The sequence below is a fragment of the Mycobacterium sp. SMC-18 genome, from assembly GCF_045310895.1.
Lineage (GTDB): Bacteria > Actinomycetota > Actinomycetes > Mycobacteriales > Mycobacteriaceae > Mycobacterium.
Genome location: NZ_JBJIAL010000044.1, coordinates 13,409 through 29,866, shown reverse-complemented (window position 1 = coordinate 29,866; position 16,458 = coordinate 13,409). Strand labels below are relative to the sequence as shown.

At 67.4% G+C, this 16,458-nt stretch carries 19 protein-coding genes; 12 read left to right on the top strand and 7 right to left on the bottom strand.

The features are described 5' to 3' along the window. Window positions 1-2: 2 nt before the first annotated feature. The 5 genes from ACJH6J_RS25755 to ACJH6J_RS25735 all read left to right on the top strand — a co-directional run bounded on the left by ACJH6J_RS25755 (window position 3) and on the right by ACJH6J_RS25735 (window position 6,387). Entirely contained in the window at window positions 3-1,025 is a 1,023-nt protein-coding gene (locus tag ACJH6J_RS25755; protein WP_406804741.1) for an alpha/beta hydrolase, read from the top strand. A gap of 699 nt (window positions 1,026-1,724) precedes the next feature. Beyond that, complete coding sequence (locus ACJH6J_RS25750; protein ID WP_064859744.1) at window positions 1,725-2,936, top strand: acetyl-CoA C-acetyltransferase; 1,212 nt, start codon at window positions 1,725-1,727, stop codon at window positions 2,934-2,936. Window positions 2,937-2,952: 16 nt separating this feature from the next. Continuing rightward, a complete protein-coding gene (locus ACJH6J_RS25745; protein ID WP_267324678.1) occupies window positions 2,953-5,100 on the top strand; it encodes a 3-hydroxyacyl-CoA dehydrogenase NAD-binding domain-containing protein in 2,148 nt (715 codons plus the stop codon). Between the two features lie 158 nt (window positions 5,101-5,258). Further along, window positions 5,259-5,687, top strand: coding sequence for a VOC family protein (locus ACJH6J_RS25740; RefSeq protein WP_226520609.1), 429 nt, complete (start codon window positions 5,259-5,261; stop codon window positions 5,685-5,687). A gap of 49 nt (window positions 5,688-5,736) precedes the next feature. Next, window positions 5,737-6,387 (top strand): flavin reductase family protein, encoded by a 651-nt coding sequence (locus ACJH6J_RS25735; RefSeq protein ID WP_406804740.1) that lies wholly within the window; start codon window positions 5,737-5,739, stop codon window positions 6,385-6,387. On the opposite strand, the gene ACJH6J_RS25730 is transcribed toward ACJH6J_RS25735, so the two are convergent. Then, the gene (locus ACJH6J_RS25730) at window positions 6,354-6,947 is read right to left on the bottom strand and encodes a MarR family winged helix-turn-helix transcriptional regulator (protein ID WP_406804739.1); all 594 of its coding nucleotides are present in this window, start codon (window positions 6,945-6,947) and stop codon (window positions 6,354-6,356) included. The genes ACJH6J_RS25735 and ACJH6J_RS25730 overlap by 34 nt on opposite strands. An 86-nt stretch (window positions 6,948-7,033) precedes the next feature. Here ACJH6J_RS25730 and hpaH point away from each other — a divergent pair, with 86 nt between their 5' ends. Continuing rightward, window positions 7,034-7,930 carry a 2-oxo-hept-4-ene-1,7-dioate hydratase gene (gene hpaH, locus ACJH6J_RS25725; RefSeq protein ID WP_406804738.1) on the top strand — a complete coding sequence of 299 codons (897 nt, stop codon included), beginning with the start codon at window positions 7,034-7,036 and terminating at the stop codon, window positions 7,928-7,930. Beyond that, window positions 7,920-8,711: an aldolase/citrate lyase family protein gene (locus ACJH6J_RS25720; RefSeq protein ID WP_406804737.1), complete on the top strand. Its 792-nt coding sequence runs from the start codon at window positions 7,920-7,922 to the stop codon at window positions 8,709-8,711. The genes hpaH and ACJH6J_RS25720 overlap by 11 nt, the downstream gene beginning before the upstream one ends. A 1-nt stretch (window position 8,712) precedes the next feature. On the opposite strand, the gene ACJH6J_RS25715 is transcribed toward ACJH6J_RS25720, so the two are convergent. The 5 genes from ACJH6J_RS25715 to ACJH6J_RS25695 all read right to left on the bottom strand — a co-directional run bounded on the left by ACJH6J_RS25715 (window position 8,713) and on the right by ACJH6J_RS25695 (window position 12,099). Then, complete coding sequence (locus tag ACJH6J_RS25715) at window positions 8,713-9,150, bottom strand: TIGR03618 family F420-dependent PPOX class oxidoreductase (protein ID WP_406804736.1); 438 nt, start codon at window positions 9,148-9,150, stop codon at window positions 8,713-8,715. A gap of 7 nt (window positions 9,151-9,157) precedes the next feature. Next, window positions 9,158-9,580, bottom strand: coding sequence for a PPOX class F420-dependent oxidoreductase (locus tag ACJH6J_RS25710; protein ID WP_406804735.1), 423 nt, complete (start codon window positions 9,578-9,580; stop codon window positions 9,158-9,160). Between the two features lie 231 nt (window positions 9,581-9,811). Further along, window positions 9,812-10,423 (bottom strand): class I SAM-dependent methyltransferase, encoded by a 612-nt coding sequence (locus tag ACJH6J_RS25705; protein WP_406804734.1) that lies wholly within the window; start codon window positions 10,421-10,423, stop codon window positions 9,812-9,814. 4 nt (window positions 10,424-10,427) lie between these two features. Beyond that, window positions 10,428-10,853, bottom strand: coding sequence for a pyridoxamine 5'-phosphate oxidase family protein (locus ACJH6J_RS25700; protein WP_064859740.1), 426 nt, complete (start codon window positions 10,851-10,853; stop codon window positions 10,428-10,430). A gap of 58 nt (window positions 10,854-10,911) precedes the next feature. Then, window positions 10,912-12,099, bottom strand: a complete 1,188-nt coding sequence (locus ACJH6J_RS25695; RefSeq protein WP_135357251.1) for an FAD-dependent monooxygenase — start codon at window positions 12,097-12,099, stop codon at window positions 10,912-10,914. 80 nt (window positions 12,100-12,179) lie between these two features. Here ACJH6J_RS25695 and ACJH6J_RS25690 point away from each other — a divergent pair, with 80 nt between their 5' ends. Beyond that, a complete protein-coding gene (locus ACJH6J_RS25690) occupies window positions 12,180-12,731 on the top strand; it encodes a TetR/AcrR family transcriptional regulator (RefSeq protein WP_406804733.1) in 552 nt (183 codons plus the stop codon). 121 nt (window positions 12,732-12,852) lie between these two features. Beyond that, the gene (locus ACJH6J_RS25685) at window positions 12,853-13,869 is read left to right on the top strand and encodes a VWA domain-containing protein (RefSeq protein ID WP_406804732.1); all 1,017 of its coding nucleotides are present in this window, start codon (window positions 12,853-12,855) and stop codon (window positions 13,867-13,869) included. Here the strand turns inward: ACJH6J_RS25685 and ACJH6J_RS25680 are convergent, their stop codons facing one another. Further along, complete coding sequence (locus ACJH6J_RS25680; RefSeq protein ID WP_406776054.1) at window positions 13,870-14,175, bottom strand: type VII secretion target; 306 nt, start codon at window positions 14,173-14,175, stop codon at window positions 13,870-13,872. A gap of 83 nt (window positions 14,176-14,258) precedes the next feature. Between ACJH6J_RS25680 and ACJH6J_RS25675 the strand changes: the two genes are divergently transcribed. The 3 genes from ACJH6J_RS25675 (at window position 14,259) to ACJH6J_RS25665 (ending at window position 16,449) form a co-directional block, all read left to right on the top strand. After that, on the top strand, window positions 14,259-15,251 hold the full coding sequence (locus ACJH6J_RS25675; RefSeq protein ID WP_406776055.1) for an LLM class F420-dependent oxidoreductase: 993 nt from the start codon (window positions 14,259-14,261) through the stop codon (window positions 15,249-15,251). Between the two features lie 5 nt (window positions 15,252-15,256). Beyond that, window positions 15,257-15,979: a YqjF family protein gene (locus ACJH6J_RS25670; RefSeq protein ID WP_406802197.1), complete on the top strand. Its 723-nt coding sequence runs from the start codon at window positions 15,257-15,259 to the stop codon at window positions 15,977-15,979. Between the two features lie 83 nt (window positions 15,980-16,062). Continuing rightward, window positions 16,063-16,449 carry a hypothetical protein gene (locus tag ACJH6J_RS25665; RefSeq protein ID WP_346416333.1) on the top strand — a complete coding sequence of 129 codons (387 nt, stop codon included), beginning with the start codon at window positions 16,063-16,065 and terminating at the stop codon, window positions 16,447-16,449. Window positions 16,450-16,458: the final 9 nt, after the last annotated feature.

The window sequence follows — 16,458 nt, the reverse complement described above, 5'->3', positions numbered from 1 at the left end:
CGATGACCAGTGCCGAACGGATCGACGATCCCACCGAGAGCTCTGTGCCCGAGCCCGTCACCTACGCGGGTCCGGAATGGATGGGTAAGGCCAACTGGCACTCGGTCGCCGAGTCCTACCTGCTGCGGGCCGTGAAGCCTCTGCTGTACCTGCTGACCAAGCTCATGCTGGCCATCAACACGCGATTCCCGCAGGTCCTGCTGGGCCGCGCGTACGACGGTTCCGAGCGGGTGACGAACTGGATGCCCGCGGTGCGGGGATCGCGCACCGAGAAGATCGAGCTGCCCAATTGCCCGGCGGAATGGGTCTGGAACGAGACCACCCCGCCGGTCGACGGTCGCGTCATCATCTACTTCCACGGTTCGGCGTTCATCGCGCTCGGCATCAACAGCCACCGGCCGCTGGTGAGCCACATCGCCCGGGACAGCCGCGCGCGGGCCCTGAGCGTGGGCTACCGGCTCTGCCCGCGCAACCTCGTCGAGGACGCGGTCGAGGACGGCGTCGACGCCTACCGCCACGTGCTGGCGCAGGGCGTGAAGCCCGAGAACATCGTCCTGGCCGGTGACTCGGCCGGCGGCTTCATCGCGGCGATGACGGCCGTGACGGTGCGCGACCTCGGCATGGCGCCGCCCGCCGGGTGCGTGCTCCTCTCGGCTGCCACCGACAGCGACATGACGCCGAAATACGAAGCCGCGGCCCGTGTTCCGGACGCGATGTTCCCGGTCGACTTCCTCCGGATGATCAATGAGGTCTTCCTGCTGCGCAACGGCGGGCGCGAAGCGACCCCGTCCCCGGTCGATGCCGACCTGCGCGGCCTCGGCCCGTTCCTGCTGCAGGTGGGTTCGGAAGAGGCGCTGCGCCCCGACTCGGAGCTGCTGGCCGAGCGCCTCGCGGCGGCGGGAGTGCCGGTGCGGCTGCAGATCTTCGACCGCGCCGTCCACGTCTTTCAGGCTTTCGCGTTCTCCAACCCCGACGCCCGTCGTGCGGTCGGTGAGGTCGCGGAGTTCGTGAAGGCCGTCGCCTGACTCAGGCGTTGACTCCGGTGTTGATCAGTCGCCGGCGTTGACGTGTCGGCGCCTTTGACTCTGTGGCGAGGGCGCTCTCTACTCGCGAAAGTTCGCCGTGGGTTCAGGATGAACGGGATTCGGGTCGCGGGTGGCGTTGAGCCTGTGGTGAGGGCGCTGTCCTCTCGCACAAATGCGCCCTGGTTTCAGGGTGAACGAGTTCCCGGTTGGCGGTGGCGTTGACTCTGCAATCTGGGCGGTACCTAGTCGCGAAAGTTCGCCCTGGTTTCAGGATGAACGGGCCAAGGGTGTTGAGCCTGTGGTGAGGGCGCTGTCCTCTCGCACAAATGCGCCCTGGTTTCAGGGTCAACGGGTTCCCGGTCGGCGCCGGCGTTGACTCTGCCCTGAGGGCGCTGTTCGGACGCTGGTTTGCGTCGACACTCGGCGACAGACCTGGCGCTGAACTGGCGCGGGCGTACCGGTCGACGCCGGCCGAAACGGAAGAAATAGCAGCTCAACGCACCTTCGCGGCCGGCGAGAGTGCGCGTTCTGCACGCCTCAGACGGCGTGTTGCCGTACAGACACGCACGCTCGCGAGTGATGGGCCGCACCCTCCCAACCACCTGGTTGGGAGGGCCTGTTACGCTTCCGGGCAGGGGACCGTCTACCTGCCGGTGGATGCACCCACAACCCCATCTCAATAGGACCTGGAGCAAACACATGTCCGAAGAAGCCTTCATCTATGAGGCCATTCGCACGCCCCGTGGCAAGCAGCGCAACGGTGCACTGAACGAGGTCAAGCCGGTCAACCTGATCGTCGGCCTGATCGACGAAATGCGTCGTCGCAATCCCGATCTGGACGAGAACCTGATCAGCGACGTCATCATGGGCGTCGTCTCGCCCGTCGGTGACCAGGGCGGCGACATCGCCCGCACCGCCGCGCTCGTGGCCAAGCTGCCCGAGACCACCGGTGGTTTCCAGCTCAACCGTTTCTGCGCTTCCGGCCTGGAGGCCGTGAACCTGGCCGCCCAGAAGGTCCGTTCCGGCTGGGACGACCTGGTGTACGCCGGTGGTGTCGAGTCCATGAGCCGCGTCCCGATGGGTTCGGACGGCGGCGCGTGGGCCGGTGACCCCGAGACCAACTACCGCATCGGCTTCGTCCCGCAGGGCATCGGCGCCGACCTGATCGCCACCATCGAGGGCTTCTCGCGCGAGGACGTCGACGCCTACGCCGTGCGCTCGCAGGAGAAGGCCGCCGCAGCGTGGTCGGGCGGCTACTTCGCCAAGTCGGTCATCCCGGTCAAGGACCAGAACGGCCTGACCATCCTGGACCACGACGAGCACATGCGTCCGGGCACCACCCTGGAGAGCCTGGGCAAGCTGAACTCCGCGTTCGCGGGCCTGGGCGCCATGGGCGGCTTCGACGACGTGGCGCTGCAGAAGTACCACTACGTCGAGAAGATCGACCACGTCCACCACGGTGGCAACAGCTCGGGCATCGTCGACGGCGCCGCCCTGGTGCTGATCGGTTCCGAGGCTGCCGGCAAGTCGCAGGGCCTGACCCCGCGCGCCCGCATCGTGGCCACCGCCACCAGCGGTGCCGACCCGGTCATCATGCTGACCGGCCCGACCCCGGCCACCAAGAAGGTGCTGGACCGTGCCGGCCTGACGGTCGATGACATCGACCTGTTCGAGATCAACGAGGCCTTCGCCTCGGTCGTCCTGAAGTTCCAGAAGGACCTGAACATCCCGGACGAGAAGCTGAACGTCAACGGTGGCGCCATCGCGATGGGCCACCCGCTGGGCGCCACCGGCGCCATGATCACCGGAACCATGGTCGACGAGCTCGAGCGCCGCGGTGCCAAGCGTGCGCTGGTCACGCTGTGTATCGGCGGCGGCATGGGCGTGGCCACCATCATCGAGCGCGTCTAGGGAGAATCGAAAAACAATGGCTGAGAAGACAATTCAGTGGGACAAGGATGCCGACGGCATCGTCACCCTGACCATGGACGACCCGACCGGTTCGGCCAACGTCATGAACGAGCACTACAAGGAGTCGATGCACTACGCGGTGCAGAGCCTGCTTGCCGAGAAGGACTCCATCACCGGTGTCGTAATCACCAGCGCGAAGAAGACCTTCTTCGCCGGCGGTGACCTCAAGGGCATGATGCAGATCGGCCCGGACGACGCCGGCGAGGCGTTCTCCATGGTCGAGGACATCAAGGCCGACCTGCGCGCCCTGGAGACCCTGGGCAAGCCCGTCGTCGCCGCCATCAACGGCGCCGCTCTCGGTGGTGGCCTGGAGATCGCCCTCGCGTGCCACCACCGCATCGCGGCCGACGTCCGCGGCAGCCAGATCGGCCTGCCCGAGGTCACCCTGGGCCTGCTGCCCGGCGGTGGCGGCGTCGCCCGCACCGTGCGCATGTTTGGCATCCAGAAGGCCTTCATGGAGGTCCTGAGCCAGGGCACCCGCTTCACCCCGGCCAAGGCGCAGGCCACCGGCCTGGTCGACGAGCTCGTCGACACCGTCGAGGAACTGATCCCGGCCGCCAAGGCTTGGATCAAGGCCAACCCCGAGGGTGGCGTGCAGCCGTGGGACGTCAAGGGCTACAAGATGCCCGGTGGCACCCCGTCGAGCCCGGGCCTGGCCGGCATCCTGCCGTCGTTCCCGGCGCTGCTGAAGAAGCAGCTCAAGGGCGCCCCGATGCCCGCGCCGCGCGCCATCCTGGATGCCGCTGTCGAGGGTGCGCAGGTCGACTTCGACACCGCGTCGCGCATCGAGAGCCGCTACTTCACCAGCCTGGTCACCGGCCAGACCGCGAAGAACATGATCCAGGCGTTCTTCCTGGACCTGCAGGCCATCAACGGTGGCGCCTCGCGTCCCGAGGGCATCGCCAAGCAGGACATCAAGAAGATCGGTGTGCTGGGCGCGGGCATGATGGGCGCCGGTATCGCCTACGTCTCGGCCAAGGCCGGCTACGAGGTCGTCCTCAAGGACGTCACGCAGGAAGCCGCCGACAAGGGCAAGAACTACTCCGAGAAGATCGAGGCCAAGGCCCTCGAGCGTGGCAAGACCACGCAGGAGAAGTCCGACGCGCTGCTGGCCCGGATCACCCCGACGGCCGATCCGCAGGACCTCAAGGGCGTCGACTTCGTCATCGAGGCCGTGTTCGAGAACCAGGAACTCAAGCACAAGGTGTTCCAGGAGATCGAGGACATCGTCGAACCCAACGCGCTGCTCGGCTCGAACACCTCCACACTGCCGATCACCGGTCTGGCGACCGGCGTGAAGCGCCAGGAGGACTTCATCGGTATCCACTTCTTCTCGCCTGTCGACAAGATGCCGCTGGTGGAGATCATCAAGGGCGAGAAGACCTCTGACGAGGCGCTGGCCCGGGTGTTCGACTACACCCTGGCCATCAAGAAGACCCCGATCGTTGTCAACGACAGCCGTGGCTTCTTCACCTCGCGCGTGATCGGCACCTTCGTCAACGAGGCGCTGGCCATGCTGGGCGAGGGCGTTGCGCCCGCGTCCATCGAGCAGGCCGGTTCGCAGGCCGGTTACCCGGCTGCGCCGCTGCAGCTTTCGGATGAGCTCAACCTCGAGCTCATGCACAAGATCGCTGTCGCCACCAAGGAAGGCGTCGAGGCTGCCGGTGGCACCCACGTCGCGCACCCGGCCGAGGCTGTCGTCGAGAAGATGATCGAGCTCGGTCGCCCGTCGCGTCTGAAGGGCGCGGGCTTCTACGAGTACGTCGACGGCAAGCGCACCCAGCTGTGGCCGGGGCTGAAGGAAGCCTTCAACTCGGGTACGACCGAACTGCCGCTGCAGGACATGATCGACCGCATGCTGTTCGCTGAGGCGCTCGAGACGCAGAAGTGCCTCGACGAGGGCGTGCTGACCTCGACCGCGGACGCGAACATCGGCTCGATCATGGGTATCGGCTTCCCGCCGTACACCGGTGGTTCGGCGCAGTTCATCGTCGGTTACCAGGGCGAGCTCGGCGTCGGCAAGGAGGCCTTCGTGGCCCGTGCCAAGGAACTGGCCGCCAAGTACGGCGACCGCTTCCTGCCGCCGGCCTCGCTGGAGAGCTGACCTTCTAGCGTCAACAAAAACCCCCAAATCCCAAGGGATTTGGGGGTTTTTGCGTTGGTGGGTGACGTCCGACCTTGACACCGTGCCTTCAGTCGGGGCATAGTTACGCCTGCCTGATAGTATGGTAGGCATACTAAAACTGATTGAGGAGTGACCCGATGGCTGTCCAGATCCGCGAACTGCACCACATCGGCCTCGGCATGGGTAGTGCCAAGGCCGACGAGGCCAAGGACTACTACCGCGATGTGCTCAACCTGACCCAGGACGGCGGCCGGTGGCACATCCCGGGCATCCACGGCTACTTCCTGGATATCCCGAGCGACGTCCAGATTCACCTGCTGGGGAGCGACGGGCCGTCGCCCTACAGCCAGGGGCCCGGAAAGGATCCCGTCGAGAACCACATCGCCCTCGCGGTGGACGACGTCGCCGAAGCCGAGGCGGAGCTGAACCGTTTGGGCGTGGACTATTTCGTGCTCGACAACGTCGCGGCCCCTGAGCTCAAGCAGCTCTTCCTGCGCGACCCGGCGAACAACCTGGTGGAGATCCATCAGATCGGCCACTGCCGGTGCCGTAAGAGTCAGCGGTAGCAAGTCCGGTTGGGCGCCAAGGGATTACGACACAGATCAGGAGACCGACATGTTGTTCGACATCGACGCCATGGACGTGAAGCCGCGGTACAATCTACTGTCGTCGCTGATCGTCCCGCGTCCGATCGCCTGGGTCACCACTGTCGACGCCGCCGGCCGCGTCAACGCCGCGCCGTTCTCGTTCTTCAATCTCATGGCCGGAACGCCGCCGGTGGTGGTACTCGGCATCGGCAATAGGGACGGCGCACCGAAGGACACCGCCCGGAACATCGTCGACGCAGGTGAATTCGTGATCAATCTCGTGACCGCGGGACTGCTCGATGCCATGAACGTCACCGCCGTCGACTTCGACGCCGACGTCGACGAAATCGGCGAGGCCGGTCTGGAAACGGTGGCGTCGCATGCTGTGGTGCCACCCCGGATCGCGGCGAGCCCGGTTGCGTTGGAGTGCACCTTCACTCAGACGGTGGCCCTGGGGCGGGGTCGAAATATGGTGGTCGGCGCCGTTTCCCACGCGCACGTCCGCGACGACATCGTCATCGACGAACGCCGCGGGCATGTCGACGCGAGCCGGCTGGACGTCGTCGCACGCATGCACGGCGGTGGCTGGTACACCACGGTCTCCCCGTTCCGTCTCGACCGGATCACCTTGGCGGACAGCAAGTCTCAGTCTTCGGATGCCTCGGGCGCCTTCACGTGAATCCAGAGTTTGTCGAGGATGCGCTGAAGGTCCCGGCGGTCACGCTCGCTGAGCACGTCGACCAGCTCGCCGCACGCCTGCTCGAAAACCGGGACCGCCTCGGCCACCAGCTTTTCGCCCTCGGGGGTGATCCGCACCGGCGTGCTGCGGCGGTCTGTGGCATGGCGGGTCCGGGTGGCGAGCTTCCGGTTCTCCAGCCAGTCGATGAGACCGGTGGCGCTGGCCTTCGTGATGCCGAAGTACTCGGAAAGTCCGCTGGGAGTTTGACGGACACTCCATTCCTCTTCGGGCCGGCCGAGCTGCGCCGCGAAGATCATCAGGACATCGAGTTTGGCTTCCGAGATGTTGACACGCTCGAGCTTGCGATTCACCGCGGCGATGACGTCGTCGGCCAACCACAGCAGCGACAGTCCCAGGCGTGCCGCACTGACGTCCTTCGACGGATCGCCACCCTTCATGAGTCCGAGCACGGGCCGCATGGCCTCGGGCGCAGTGAGTTTGACGCGGGCCGCAGAGAGGGTGCGACGAACGTTGGACGTGCTGATCTGCGGCCGGCTCATGACGACAGTCTAGGAGCCTGACAGTAAGGCAGACGAACCGAATCGCCGGACCGTCACCCCGACTACCGACCAGAGGAATTCCACACATGACGTACATCGCACAACGGCAACATGTTTGGCCGTCCGTGCTCAGCGGGGACCGGAGCCGGGCCGTGCTGAGCGCGGACACAGTGGCGGCCGTGGCCGCGCAGCTCGAGGCCGCGCAGCGGAACCGCCGGCAGATGCCGCAGGTGTCGCGCGCCTATCCGCAGATGACCATCGACGACGCCTATGCGGTGCAACAAGAATGGGTGCGGCACCTGATCGCCGACGGGCGCCGGGTGCGCGGGCACAAGATCGGTCTGACCTCGCGGGCCATGCAACGCGCGTCGAATATCGACGAGCCCGACTATGGTGTGCTGCTCGACGACATGTTCTTCGGCGACGGCTCCGAGCTGCCGGCCGACCGCTTCATCGTCCTCCGCGTCGAGGTGGAGCTCGCCTTCATCCTCGACCGCGCGCTCTCCGGGCCGGACTGCACCGTCGTCGACGTGCTGGACGCCACCCGCTACGTCGTGCCGGCGCTGGAGATCATCGACGCCCGCATCGAACAGGTCGACCGGACAACCGGCGGCACCCGGACCGTCCTCGACACCATCTCAGACAACGCCGCCAATGCGGCCGTCGTCCTCGGCGGAAAGCCGGTGCGCCCCAACGCCATCGACCTGCGCTGGGTCAGCGCCCTGTGCTACCGCAACGCGGTCATCGAAGAGAGCGGTGTCGCGGCGGCCGTCCTGAACCACCCGGCCGTGGGGGTGGCGTGGCTGGCCAACCGACTGGGTGCCCGCGGTGTCACGCTCCAGCCCGGCGATGTCATCCTGTCGGGCTCATTCACCCGTCCGGTGCAGGCCCGTCCCGGCGACACCTTCCACGTCGACTATGGGCCGCTCGGATCGATCTCTTGCCGCTTCAGCGATGGCGAAAGTGCAAGCCATGCCTGCTGATTGGTTCACTGGAGGCGCTGACGGGAGCCCGGCCGTCGGGTTGTGGCTGGGGCTGGCCGACGCGTACAGCGCCGAGCTGTGCGCAACCCTCGGTTTCGACTGGCTGCTCATCGACGCGGAGCACGCGCCCAACACCGTGCGGACCGTCCTGCACCAGTTGCAGGCGATCTCCGGTACCGCAAGCACCGCCGTGGTGCGTCCACCGACCACCGACGCCGACACCATCAAGCGCTACCTCGACATCGGCGCGCGGCACCTGCTGCTGCCGATGATCGACAGCGCCCAGCAGGCGCGGGACGCCGTCGCCGCCTCGCGGTACCCGCCGCACGGAATACGTGGTGTCGGAAGCGCTCTCGCCCGTGCATCTGAATGGGGCGGGCAGACCGACTATCTCGCGACGGCGAACACTCGCATGCGCCTCATCGCGCAGATCGAGACGCCCGCCGCGGTCGCGGCCGTCGATGACATCGCCGGGACCGACGGCATCGACGCGGTCTTCGTCGGCCTGTCGGACCTCGCGGCCACCATGGGGCATCTCGGTCAGCCCGCGCATCCCGAGGTGGAGAGTGCGTTCGCCCACGTGGTGACGCGCGCTCGCCGTGCGGGCAAACCCATTGGGACACTTGCCGCGAATCCGGCGCTCGCCCGGTCCGCCGAGGACTACGGTTGCCGTTTCATCGCCGTCGGTACCGATGTCGGACTGCTTGCCGGGGGCGGTCGGCGGCTGCTGGCGCAGGCGCGGGGCATGGCCGACGGGCCGGTTCCGGCGAGCGGGTATTGATTCAGCGCGCGGGGTTCGAGTACACGCGCTTCGGTGAGATGAGCACCGCCGCACGACCTTCTTCGCGCATGACGCGGTCGTAGGTGTCCCAGTCGTCGTGGGTCCCGCCGGCGGCGGTGAAGACGTTGCGCAGCAACACCCGCAGCGTCTCGGGATCGGTGTCGTCCGGGCCGATGATCTCGGCTGCGCCCTCGACCGTCAGCCACTGCCAGCCCGCATGTGCGACGACTGAGGTGCGCGGGTCGGCTCGCAGATTGCGCAGCTTGCGGGCGGAGCCGATGGCGACGAGCGCGACGACCGGGTCCCCGGTTGTCGGGTGCGGCATCACGCCGGCGTTGACCACCGAGGACTGGATGCTGCCGTCACCGCGCAGGGTGTTCAGCACGACCAGCCCGTGATCGCGGGCGGACAACTCGGCGAATGCGGAAAGGTCGGTCATGCTGTCCTCACTCCGCCACATCAAATGCGGCAATGACTTTCGTCGGTTTCACCCGGACCACGAGTTCGCCGGGAACGCCGTTGCGGCGACCGTATTCCTCGGCGCGGTCGGCGCCCATGTAGCGGCCGCCGGTGCGGGTGGCGATGTCGAGAACCTCGTCGGGATCCTCGCTGATGGCCGCGAGCCCCTGAACCTGGACGAAGGCATAGGGCGGGGACGTGTCGTCGACGCACAACACCACCCGCGGGTCGCGGGCCAGCGCGCGTCCCTTGGCCGTGTCCTTGCCGGTGTTGAACACCAGCGCGCCGTCATCAACCACGAACCAGATGGGGGCGGCCAGCGGTCGCCCATCGGTGGCGACCCAGCCCAGCACCGCGGTACGCGTGCCCTCGGACAGAAACGCGATCACATCGTCGGAAAGTTCGGCCATGTGGCCACGCTACGCCCGGCGGCGTGGACCTTGCCCGCCATTGACCCTGCGCCTACACACACGTGTACTCGGGTTTTGTGTGCGTAGCCGCACGATCGATGTGCGGCCCTCGTTGACTGTGCAACCACGCACTTGTCTACTCGCACTTTGTGTGGGCAGATGCAATGTCAACGCGCGCAAGGTGATTGCTTGTCAAGTGCCCAGCAGATGACGGTCAGTGACCGCGACGCCTCAGGTACGCCGCCGCGCGAACAGGTAGTACCGCGCCGGGTTCTTGCCATTGTGGTCGAGGCCCGGTTCGTCGCCGCTGTCGAGCAGCGTCCACCCGAGTGCGAAGCGACGTTCCACCTCGGCCGGGTCGATCCCGGGCACCCCGAACGACGCACCCGGCACGAACGCGACGATCAGCAGGCGCGCGTCCGCGGCCGCGACCGCCGTCACCTCGCCCACGTAGGCGTCGCGGTCGTCGGCGCTCATGCCGTGCAGGCACCCGTTGTCGACGATCAGCGCGAAATCCGCGCCGATGCCCTGGCCGGTGAGCCGGGTGGCGTCGGCCTGGTCGAACCGCACCGAGCCCGGCGCCGCGGCATCCCGCTTGGCGGCTTTGGCCCGCGCCTTCTCGACCGCCTTCGCGACGTAGTCGATGCCGGTGACGTCCCAGCCGAGCCCGGCCAGGTACAACGCGTTGTCGCCGGTGCCGCAACCGATGTCGAGCGCGGTGCCCGGGGTCAGGGCACCGTCACCCTCGACCAGTCCGCGCAGGCTGGTCGCTAGTGGATGCCCGTCCCACGGGGTGAAGCCGAGCCGGTAGAAGACCCGGAACAGGCGTTGTCGGGACGACATGGCATCACAGCGCCCCGAGGTCGGCCGACAGCCAGTGCTTCGGGTCGACGGTGACGGTCACGCTGGGGCCGTGCTCGCGCCGGGCCATCTCGAGATAGGCCGGGGCCTTCTCTTTACCGAGGTACCGTTCGGCCATCTCGACCAGCTGCTCGTCGGTGCCCGTCTCGATGCTGAGCACCGGACCGTCGACCGCGACGTAGCGGACCGACGGCTCCAGCCGCTCGGCCATCAACGACAGGTGTCCGGCCGCCTCGATCAGCTTGTGTTTACGGGAGCCGAGACCGGTCAGCAGCCACAGTTTGCCGCCGGGGGTGTACTGGTACCAGATCGGCACCGTCAGGGGACCGCGGTCCGCGCCGGCGTTGACGGACAGTGCCCCGATGTGTGGTTCGGCCAGAAATTGTTCGCGTTCATCCTTGGAAAGGGCCATGAACCCAACGTAGCGAAAAAGGGTGACACCGCAGCGGCTTCGGCCACACGCGCAGACGTCAGTCGGGCAGCGGCATGGTGTCGTACAGCCGGATGCCCTTCGCGTTGAGCCGGGCCAGCCGCCCGGTCAGGGTATGCGGCAACACCGATATGGCCCGTCCGACACCGAGGAGTGTTCTTGCGCCCCAAGCAGACTCGGGCACGATGGTCTTGGCGTTGACCCGTGCCATGGTGCGGCTGCCGGCCACCGGCGCGGCCATGGTCCGCTCGTAGGCGGCGAACGCGGCGGTGTGATCGCCGCGGGCCGCCGCCAGGGAATGCGCCAGGACGTACGCCCCGTACACCGCCAAACTGGTGCTGCCGCCGACCCCCGGCCCCGGGCAGTACCCGGCATCGCCGACCAGCGTCACCCGGCCCCGGGACCAGGTGCTCATCTCCAACTGGGTGATGGCGTCGAAGTAGAACGCCGGGGTGGTGTCGAGCTCGCCCAGCCAGTGGTCGACCTCGTGGCTCACGCCCTCGAACGCCGCGCGCAGGTGCCGCTTTTGCGCGGCGATATCGCGGTAGTGGTAGTCCAGCGGCTCATCGGTCCGGAACATGAACACCGCCCGGGCATCGTCGAGGTGGTCGGCGCTGTACACCATGGCGATCTTTCGCGGCGCCAGGTATCCGCTCATCTCACCTTTGGGCGCAAGCATTTTCGGCACCGACACCACTGCCAGATAGCCACCGAGAAACACCTCCCGGGCCTGGTCGCCGAAGGTCAGCTGCCGGACGCCGGAGTGCAGACCGTCGGCGCCGATCACCAGGTCATAGCGCTCTGGCGCGCCGTTCTCGAACGTCACCTCCCCGGCGTCGGTGATCGACGTGAGCTGGTCCCCGAAGCGGAACTCGGCGTCGTCGCGGACGGCGTCGTAGTACGCCTGGCTGAGGTCGTCACGCATGATCTCGACGTGCCGGTCGGACATGGCCCCGATGAGCTTGACGTAGTCGATGTGGGTCCACCGGGTGCGGGGTGGACGGTTGAGCGTGAGGGCGGTCGTGCCGGTGGCCCGCGCCTCGATGCGGTCCAACACGCCCATGCGTTCGGCGATTTCCATGGCCGGGCGGAACAGGTCGACGGCATGGCCGCCGGTCTTGCGCAGGGCCGGCGCGCGTTCGACCACCGTCACGTCGAATCCGTTCCGGGACAGCCAGTAGGCCAGGACCGGGCCGGCGATGCTGGCGCCGGAGATGAGCACCTTCATGGAGTCCTCCGCATTTACTTAACGGTCGGTAAGTGATGTGCGGACAGCTTACCGCCCGTTAAGTAAGTTAGGGTGGCTACGTGGCGAGAACCCCGTCCGAGACTCGGTCGCGCATCCAGAATGTGGCGCGCGAGCTGTTCAGTCAGAAGGGCGTGCAGCGCACCAGCCTGCAGGACATCGCCGACCGGCTGGGCATCAGTAAACCTGCGCTGTACTACCACTTCACCTCGCGTGAGGACCTCGTGCGCAGCATCCTGCAGCCGTTGATCGATGAGGGCGAGGAATTCGTGGCCGCCCAGGAACGGTTGCGCGGCGCGGCCCGGGCGACGCCGCGCCAGCTGCTGCAGGGCTACTTCGACTTCCACTACCGGCACCGGGCCGACCTGCTGATGATCGTCACCGACCTGACCACGCTCGCCGATCTGGGGCTGATCGACAGCATGCTGGCCTGGCGTGAGCGGCTGGGGAAGCTGGTCTTCGGGCGCCGGCCCACCCTGGAACAGTCGACCCGCGCCGTCATCGCGTTCGGCGGCCTCCAGGACTGCTGCCTGCAGTTCCCGGACGTTCCGGCCGACGAGCTGAGGCGGGCGGCGGTCGAGGGCGCCATGGCCGCGCTCGGGCTGCCGGACTGAGGGCATTCGCGCCGACCACACCTGGTCGGGATGTCGCGTTCAGTGCCCCACAAGGCGGCGTCGGTACGATTGCCGCATATCGGTCTGAGCGATCGACGCCGAACGCAACGGAGAGTGCCTGTTGGAGATCCCCTTTATCGGGCCACTGACGCTGTCCGGGTTCTCGAGCGGTTGGTTCTTCCTGTACCTGATCGCCGTCGTCGGCGCCGTCGCGATCTATCTGCTGCTGCGCAAGGCCCGTCGCAAGCGGGTGCTGCGGTTCGCCAACACCGAGCTCCTGGAGCAGGTCGTCGCGGCACGGCCGAAGACCCGGTCGCGGTGGCGGCACCTGCCGGCGGTGCTGCTGGTGGTCTCGCTGGTCTTTCTCACCACCGCCATGGCCGGACCGACCCACGACATCCGGATTCCGCGTAACCGCGCCGTCGTCATGCTCGTCATCGACGTCTCCGAATCGATGATCGCCACCGACGTCAAACCCAGCCGCATCGAGGCGGCGAAGAGCGCCGGCAAGACGTTCGTCAAAGGCCTGACCAACGGGATCAGCGTCGGCCTCGTCCAATTCTCTTCCAGCGCAACGATGCTGGTGGCACCTACCAGCGACCACGACGTCGTCGCGCGGACCATCGACACGCTGGAGCCGTCCCCGCGCACCGCGACCGGCGAAGGCATCTTCACGGCGTTGCAGGCCATCGCCACCCTCGACGCCGTCATGGGCGGCGGCGACGGTCCGCCGCCCGCGCACATCGTGCTGATGTCGGACGGCAAGGAAACCGTGCCGGCGGACCCGAACGACCCGCGCGGCGCACTGACGGCGGCCCGCGCGGCCAAGGACCAGGACGTCGTGATCTCGACCATCTCGTTCGGTACACCGTCGGGTGTCATCACCTACGAGGGGCAGGAAGTGCCGGTCCCGACCGATGACCTGTCGCTGCAGAAGATCGCGAAGGTCACCGGCGGCGAGTCGTTCCGCGCCGAGACCCTCGATCAGTTGACCCGTGTGTATGCCAATCTGCAGGAGCAGATCGGCTACCAGACCATCCGCGGCGACGCCAGCGGCAGTTGGACGCGCGTCGGGTTCTTCGTGCTGGTGCTCGCGCTGTTCGCGGGCCTGCGGATCAACAACCGCCTGCCGGGCTGATCAGCGTCCCGGCATCGTCGTGCCGATGGCGTTGCCCGCCGCGGCGTCGGTGCTCTGGTAGTTGGCGGCCGCGGTGCGCAGCGAGTCGGCGAAGCCGGTGACGGCCTTGCCGAGGTTCTCGCAATCGGTGTTCAGCACCGGGCCGACACGCTGACAGGCGGCGCCGGAGGCGAGCCCGGACATGCCGGCCGCGGCCGAATTCAGCGATTCTCCCGGCTTGGCTCCGCCGACCGCGGAGCCGCACGACGCCATGGTGCTCGCCGCGGCCGTCAGAACCTGCGGATCGACGCGCAATTCGGGTGCCATGGTCTTCAGCCTAAGCCCGGGCCGTGAGGGTTCCCGACGCCGTTTCGTGGAGCGGCCCGCACGTATTGCATAAAGTCGGGACCATGCGCTTCGGATTGTTCATCCCGCAAGGTTGGCGACTCGATCTGGTGGGGATCGCGCCACAGGACCAATGGCAGGTGATGCGTGACCTCGCCACCTACGCCGACGCCGGACCCTGGGATTCGCTGTGGGTCTACGACCATTTCCACACCGTGCCGATGCCGACGGCAGAGGCCACGCACGAGGCGTGGACGCTGATGGCGGCATACGCCGCCACGACCTCGCGGATCAAGCTGGGCCAGATGTGTACGGCGATCAGCTACCGCAACCCGGCGTATCTGGCGAAGGTGGCGGCGACCACCGACATCATCTCCGGCGGCCGGGTGCAGATGGGCATCGGTGGCGGCTGGTACGAACACGAATGGCGCGCTTACGGTTACGGCTTCCCGTCGGCCGGTGTGCGACTCGCCCGGCTCGGCGAAGGCGTGCAGATCATGCGCACCGCCTGGCGTGACGGCGTCGTGAGCTTCGACGGCAGGCATTACCAGGTCGACGGCGCCATCGTGCAGCCCAAGCCGTTGCAGGACAAGGGCATTCCGCTGTGGATTGCGGGCGGCGGTGAGAAGGTGACACTCAAGATCGCCGCGAAGTACGCGCAGTACACCAACTTCACCTCCGAGCCCGATGGCTTCGCGCACAAATCCGAAGTCCTGCAACAGCATTGCCGTGAGGTCGGCACCGACTACGACGGCATCGTCCGCTCGGCCAACTTCAACGTGGTGATCGGGGAGTCCGAGGCCGACGTCGCCGCGCGCATCGCCCGGATCCGGGACCGCCAGGTCACCGTCGCGCACGAAGCAGCCGTCGACGCGATGGTCAAGAACCTGACCTCGCCCGACTCCGCTTGCGGCACAACCGAACAGGTCATCGAGACGCTGCGGAAGATCAAGGATCTCGGCAGCGAGTACGCCATCGTGTACTTCCCGGAGGCCGCCTACGACAGGTCGAGCATCGAGGCGTTCGAACGCGACGTCATCCCCGCACTCAGTGACTAGCGAGCATGGACCGGTTTCTGGTCGACGCACCGCCGCTGCGGCCGCCGGTGTGGGTCGAACAGTTCTGGGGTGACCTCACGTTCCTGCACTGGCCCGTCGATCCGGCGAGCGTCGCGCACCTGTACCCGCCCGGCACCGCGCCGGACATCTTCTCCGACGGGCTGACGTACGTCGGCCTGGTGCCGTTCGTCATGCACCGGTCGGCGGTGGCCGGCGGTGTGCCGCTGCCGTACTTCGGGACCTTCGCCGAAACCAACGTGCGGCTCTATTCGGTGGACGCTGCAGGCCGGCACGGGGTGCTGTTCCGGTCGCTGGAGACGACGCGGCTCGCGGTCGTCGGGGCGACGCGGCTCGGTATGGGCGTGCCGTACACCTGGGCCAAATTGCGCGTCACCCGCACCGCTGACCGGATCACCTACGCGGGCACGCGCCGGTGGCCGGAGCGCGGCCTGCGGACCCTGGCGGAGCTGGCCATCGGCGCACCCGTCGACCCCACGCCGTTGGAGGTGTGGCTGACCGCGCGGTGGGGCGCGCACACCCGCAAGGCCGGCCGGACCTGGTGGGTGCCCAACGAACATCCCACCTGGCCGCTGCGCCAGGCCGAGGTGGTCGAGCTGACCGACGATCTGGTGCCCGCCAGCGGTGTGGTGCCGGTGGGACCGCCGTTGCGCGCGTTGTTCTCACCGGGCGTGCCGGCCCGCTTCGGGCGGCCCACCGCGCTCCGCTGAGCCTTTCCTCGAAGGTGTCCGATTGCGGTCCGGAAGATGAACGGCTGGTAGCGCAAAGGTGCAGTCTCGGTGATCATTGCGCCATGTTGCCGACGATGCGCGAAACCGGACGCCGAGCCGCCCCGGTGCCGATCCCTTCCAATGCCACGGCCACCCGGCGCACGGTGCGCCCCGGCGCCGTGGGTGGGCGGTCGCGGTTCGATGCCGAGGCCCGGCCCGCCCACCGCGCGGACCTGGCTCAATCGCGCCTGTTCGCGGCACTGCTGCTCGACGAGATCGCTGATCTGGAAGACCAGATGACGGTGTTGGAGCGGCGATCGCGGCGCGCGCAAGCCACCGCGCAGGCGGCAGTGGAGTCCCCGACGGACGCTCTGCTGGCCCTGCGCCGGAGGGTGCTGGAGGTGCAGCGGATGCTCGACGCACTGCGTCGTCGCTTCCCGGGCGAGGGGGATTCGCTGCGCGTGATTTAAACCGTCAAA

Excerpts from the sequence above, each read along its gene's own strand:
- ACJH6J_RS25755 (WP_406804741.1), top strand. The coding sequence starts at position 3 with ATGACCAGTGCCGAACGGATCGACGATCCCACCGAGAGCTCTGTGCCC.
- ACJH6J_RS25750 (WP_064859744.1), top strand. The coding sequence starts at position 1,725 with ATGTCCGAAGAAGCCTTCATCTATGAGGCCATTCGCACGCCCCGTGGC.
- ACJH6J_RS25745 (WP_267324678.1), top strand. The coding sequence starts at position 2,953 with ATGGCTGAGAAGACAATTCAGTGGGACAAGGATGCCGACGGCATCGTC.
- ACJH6J_RS25740 (WP_226520609.1), top strand. The coding sequence starts at position 5,259 with ATGGCTGTCCAGATCCGCGAACTGCACCACATCGGCCTCGGCATGGGT.
- ACJH6J_RS25735 (WP_406804740.1), top strand. The coding sequence starts at position 5,737 with ATGTTGTTCGACATCGACGCCATGGACGTGAAGCCGCGGTACAATCTA.
- ACJH6J_RS25730 (WP_406804739.1), bottom strand. The coding sequence starts at position 6,947 with ATGAGCCGGCCGCAGATCAGCACGTCCAACGTTCGTCGCACCCTCTCT.
- hpaH (WP_406804738.1), top strand. The coding sequence starts at position 7,034 with ATGACGTACATCGCACAACGGCAACATGTTTGGCCGTCCGTGCTCAGC.
- ACJH6J_RS25720 (WP_406804737.1), top strand. The coding sequence starts at position 7,920 with ATGCCTGCTGATTGGTTCACTGGAGGCGCTGACGGGAGCCCGGCCGTC.
- ACJH6J_RS25715 (WP_406804736.1), bottom strand. The coding sequence starts at position 9,150 with ATGACCGACCTTTCCGCATTCGCCGAGTTGTCCGCCCGCGATCACGGG.
- ACJH6J_RS25710 (WP_406804735.1), bottom strand. The coding sequence starts at position 9,580 with ATGGCCGAACTTTCCGACGATGTGATCGCGTTTCTGTCCGAGGGCACG.
- ACJH6J_RS25705 (WP_406804734.1), bottom strand. The coding sequence starts at position 10,423 with ATGTCGTCCCGACAACGCCTGTTCCGGGTCTTCTACCGGCTCGGCTTC.
- ACJH6J_RS25700 (WP_064859740.1), bottom strand. The coding sequence starts at position 10,853 with ATGGCCCTTTCCAAGGATGAACGCGAACAATTTCTGGCCGAACCACAC.
- ACJH6J_RS25695 (WP_135357251.1), bottom strand. The coding sequence starts at position 12,099 with ATGAAGGTGCTCATCTCCGGCGCCAGCATCGCCGGCCCGGTCCTGGCC.
- ACJH6J_RS25680 (WP_406776054.1), bottom strand. The coding sequence starts at position 14,175 with ATGGCACCCGAATTGCGCGTCGATCCGCAGGTTCTGACGGCCGCGGCG.
- ACJH6J_RS25675 (WP_406776055.1), top strand. The coding sequence starts at position 14,259 with ATGCGCTTCGGATTGTTCATCCCGCAAGGTTGGCGACTCGATCTGGTG.
- ACJH6J_RS25670 (WP_406802197.1), top strand. The coding sequence starts at position 15,257 with ATGGACCGGTTTCTGGTCGACGCACCGCCGCTGCGGCCGCCGGTGTGG.
- ACJH6J_RS25665 (WP_346416333.1), top strand. The coding sequence starts at position 16,063 with ATGTTGCCGACGATGCGCGAAACCGGACGCCGAGCCGCCCCGGTGCCG.